This window comes from Kitasatospora sp. NPDC058965 (genome assembly GCF_042741245.1).
In the GTDB taxonomy this organism is placed as follows: Bacteria; Actinomycetota; Actinomycetes; order Streptomycetales; family Streptomycetaceae; genus Kitasatospora.
This window is the reverse complement of record NZ_JBHYKG010000516.1, coordinates 1-3,368: the sequence shown is the minus strand read 5'-3', so window position 1 is coordinate 3,368 and position 3,368 is coordinate 1. Positions and strand designations below refer to the sequence as shown.

The window sequence follows — 3,368 nt, the reverse complement described above, 5'->3', positions numbered from 1 at the left end:
TGGTGGTGCTCCCCGCCCCGGGGGGTGGTGTCGCTTTTTTCCACCCCCCCCCCCCCCCCCCCGGCCGGGGACTGCCGAGGGGGTCGCCGGGCGGTCAGCCCAGGTCGAGGTCGGCGGCGGTGAAGACGGTGTAGTACGGCAGGCCGGCCTCCTCGATGGCCGGCGCGGCGCCGCGCTCGACGATCACGGCGACGCCGACCACCTCGGCGCCGGCCTCGCGCAGCGCCTCGACCGCGGTCAGCACCGAGCCGCCGGTGGTGGAGGTGTCCTCGACCGCCAGCACCCGGCGGCCCTTCACGTCCGGGCCCTCGATCCGGCGCTGCAGGCCGTGCGCCTTGCCGGCCTTGCGGACCACGAAGGCGTCCAGCTCGCGGCCGCGGGCGGCGGCGGCGTGCAGCATGGCGGCGGCGACCGGGTCGGCGCCCAGGGTCAGGCCGCCCACCGCGTCGTACTCCAGCTCGGCGGTGGCGTCCAGCAGCACCCGGCCGACCAGCGGCGCGGCCTGCGCGTCCAGCGTGATCCGGCGCAGGTCCACGTAGTAGTCGGCCTCGCGGCCGGAGGAGAGGATGACCTTGCCGTGCACGACGGCCTTGGTCTTGATCTGCGCCAGCAGGGCGTCGCGGTCGTTGTTCGGGTTGCTCATGGACAGCCAGTCTAGGCGGCGGGCCCGGGGTCAGCGGCGGCGCAGCACCCTGGCGACGATCACTGCACCGCCGAGCAGCGCCACCCCGCCGCCGATCACCCACGGGGTGGTCAGCCGGCGGTGGCCGCCCGCCGCGCCGGCGGGCTGGTCGCCGTACCAGCGGGTGGCGGCCCGGGCCCGGGCGCTGCGGGCCGGCAGCGCGGGGGCGTAGCGGCCGCGCGGCGGGGCGTGGTCCACCTCCTCGGCCGACCGGCCGACGATGCTGCGGCGCACCGGGCCGCCGAGCAGCTCCTCGGGGGAGGCGGGCACCTGCGGGCCGAGCTCCTCGTCCGCGGACCGGGGGAAGCCGTAGGGCACGTCGATCCGGCCCCAGCCCTCGGCCGGCTCCCCCTCCTCGGGGGCGGTCGGCTCGGCGGGCTCGTTGTCGCTGCCGGGGAAGGCGATCAGGTCGGAGAGGTCCTCGGCGAACAGGTCGTCGGGGAGCGGCTCGGTGTCGTCGCCGTCGGCGGGCAGGTCGGGGACCACGGTCAGGGTGGGCGCGGTGGGCTCGTCCCCGGCGGGCTCGTCCCCGGTCGACCCGCCGTCGGCCAGCTCCTCGGCCAGCGCCGCGGCGAAACGATCCAGCAGGCGGTGGCCGGCGGCGGCCAGCGTCGCGGCGTCGATCTCGGCGAGGCGGCCGCCGGGGGTGAGGTCGCCGCGCCAGCGCAGCCGGGTCGCCCGCTCCCCGTCCGCCTCCACCGCGAGCCGCACGGTGGCCGTCACCTCGCCGTCGCCGCGCGCCTCCTGGCCCTCCACGAGGGCCGTCAGCACGCCGGAACCACCGGTGCGGATGAGGGAGATGACGCCCCGGTAGGTGATGGTGGAGCTGCCGACCCGCAGTTTCAGCCGGCCGTGGATCTCGGTCGGGCCGGTGCCGGCGGCGCGCTCGGCCGCCCGCGGCGCCTCGGCCTCGGTGCTCAGCCCCGGCACGCAGCGGGCGAGCAGCGCGGAATCTTCCAGGGCCTGCTGGACGAGCTCGACCGGCAGCGGGACGGCAACCTCATGCTCCATACCTGTGAGCCTACCGATCCGCCGCCTGGCGCACAGGACGCGCCACCGGGTTGGCCCGCAGGCTCGCCCCAGTGGCGGGTCGGCACGGTCAGCGGGGCTCCAGCAGGGTGCTCGGCGGGGGCAGCGGCTCGGGCCGCCGGGCGGCCAGCCGGGCGGCCGCGGCGGTCAGTTCGGGGGCGGTGAAGGAGCGCGGCGGCGGGGCGTCGTCGGCCAGCGCGGGCTCGGGGCGCCGCTCCCGGGCGGCCAGCAGGACGGCGGCCCGGCCGCCGCTGCCCGCGGGGTCGCAGGCCGGGCCGCTGCCGGCGACCGGGAACGGCACCGTGAACAGCCCGGCGGCGCGCAGCCCGGCCTCCACCGTCCACAGCCCCGGCCCGGCCGGGGCGGGGACCGCCAGCCGACCGGTGAGGGCCAGCCGGGCGGCGGCCAGGCCGTAGAACTCGGCCGCGTGGTACTCGCTGCGGGCCGCCCGGTCGGGGGCCGGCAGGTCGGCCAGCACCGCGTCGAACCGCTCGGCCGGCGGGTCCTGGCGCAGCCAGGACAGCGGGTCGGCGGTGACCACCCGGACCCTGGGGTCGGCGAAGGAGTGCTCGCCGAGCGCGGCCAGCGCCGGGTCGGTGCGGGCCAGCTCGGGCAGCGCCGGGTCCAGGGTGACCACCAGCACCTCGGTCACCCTGCGGTGCCGCAGCACCTCGCGCAGCGCCAGGCCGTCCCCGCCGCCGAGCAGCAGCACCCGGTGGTCCGCGCCGCCGGCCAGCGCCGGGTGCACCAGCGCCTCGTGGTAGCGGTACTCGTCGGTCGAGCAGGCGGCCAGCCGCCCGGCCAGGTAGAGCCGCAGCGGCTCGCCGCCCTGGGCCGGGACCCGCGGCGCCGCACCGGTGAGCACGATCTCGCCGTACCGGCTCTGCACGGCCTGGCGCGGGGTGGCTCCGTACAGCGCGTGCCGGGCCGCGCGCTCGATCGCGCCGGTGCAGGCGCCGGCCACCGCGAGCACGGCCAGCACCGCGCCGAACCCGGTCCACAGCAGCAGCCGGGCCCGCGGCCCCTGCTCGTCGCGGAACAGCCAGCAGACCACGGCGGCGCCGGCCGCCGCGTTCACCGCGCCGGTCAGCAGCGCACCCTCGGCCTGGCCGAACGCGGGCAGCAGCAGGAACGGGAAGGCCAGCCCGCCGACCAGCGCGCCCACGTAGTCGGCGGCGAACAGGTCGGCCGCGGCCCGGCCGGCCTCCTCCCGGCGGATCCGCTGGACCAGCGTCATCAGCAGCGGTATCTCGGCCCCGATCAGCACCCCGATCAGGCAGGTCAGGGTGATCAGCGCGACCTGGTACCGGCCGAGCCAGGCCCAGGCCGCGTAGAGCAGCAGCGCCGAGAGCCCGCCGACCACCGCGAGCGCGCCCTCGACCAGGGCGAAGGAGAGCGCCGCGCGACGGGTGAAGTGCTTGGCCAGCAGCGAGCCCAGGCCCATGGCGAAGACCATCACGGAGAGCACCACGGAGGTCTGGGTGACCGAGTCGCCCAGCAGGTAGCCGCCGAGCGCGACCAGCTCCAGCTCGTAGACCAGCCCGCAGGCGGCGCAGACGAAGGCGGCCAGCAGCACCAGCAGCCGGGCCCGCCGCGGCCGGCCGGGGACCGACCGGGCCCGCCGCCCCGCCCCGGGGCGGTCGGCGACCGGCAGGCC

3 protein-coding genes are annotated in these 3,368 nt (G+C 78.3%); all 3 read right to left on the bottom strand.

Features of this window, described 5'->3' with window-relative positions; genetic code table 11:
- Positions 1 to 94 precede the first annotated feature (94 nt).
- Positions 95 to 643, bottom strand: a complete 549-nt coding sequence (pyrE, locus tag ACFW1A_RS39520) for an orotate phosphoribosyltransferase (RefSeq protein WP_380418369.1) — start codon at positions 641 to 643, stop codon at positions 95 to 97.
- 30 nt (positions 644 to 673) lie between these two features.
- Positions 674 to 1,693 (bottom strand): CoxG family protein, encoded by a 1,020-nt coding sequence (locus ACFW1A_RS39515; RefSeq protein ID WP_380418367.1) that lies wholly within the window; start codon positions 1,691 to 1,693, stop codon positions 674 to 676.
- An 88-nt stretch (positions 1,694 to 1,781) separates the two neighbouring features.
- Positions 1,782 to 3,365 (bottom strand): polyamine aminopropyltransferase, encoded by a 1,584-nt coding sequence (locus tag ACFW1A_RS39510; protein WP_380418371.1) that lies wholly within the window; start codon positions 3,363 to 3,365, stop codon positions 1,782 to 1,784.
- Positions 3,366 to 3,368 lie beyond the last annotated feature (3 nt).

Excerpts from the sequence above, each read along its gene's own strand:
- pyrE (WP_380418369.1), bottom strand. The coding sequence starts at position 643 with ATGAGCAACCCGAACAACGACCGCGACGCCCTGCTGGCGCAGATCAAG.
- ACFW1A_RS39515 (WP_380418367.1), bottom strand. The coding sequence starts at position 1,693 with ATGGAGCATGAGGTTGCCGTCCCGCTGCCGGTCGAGCTCGTCCAGCAG.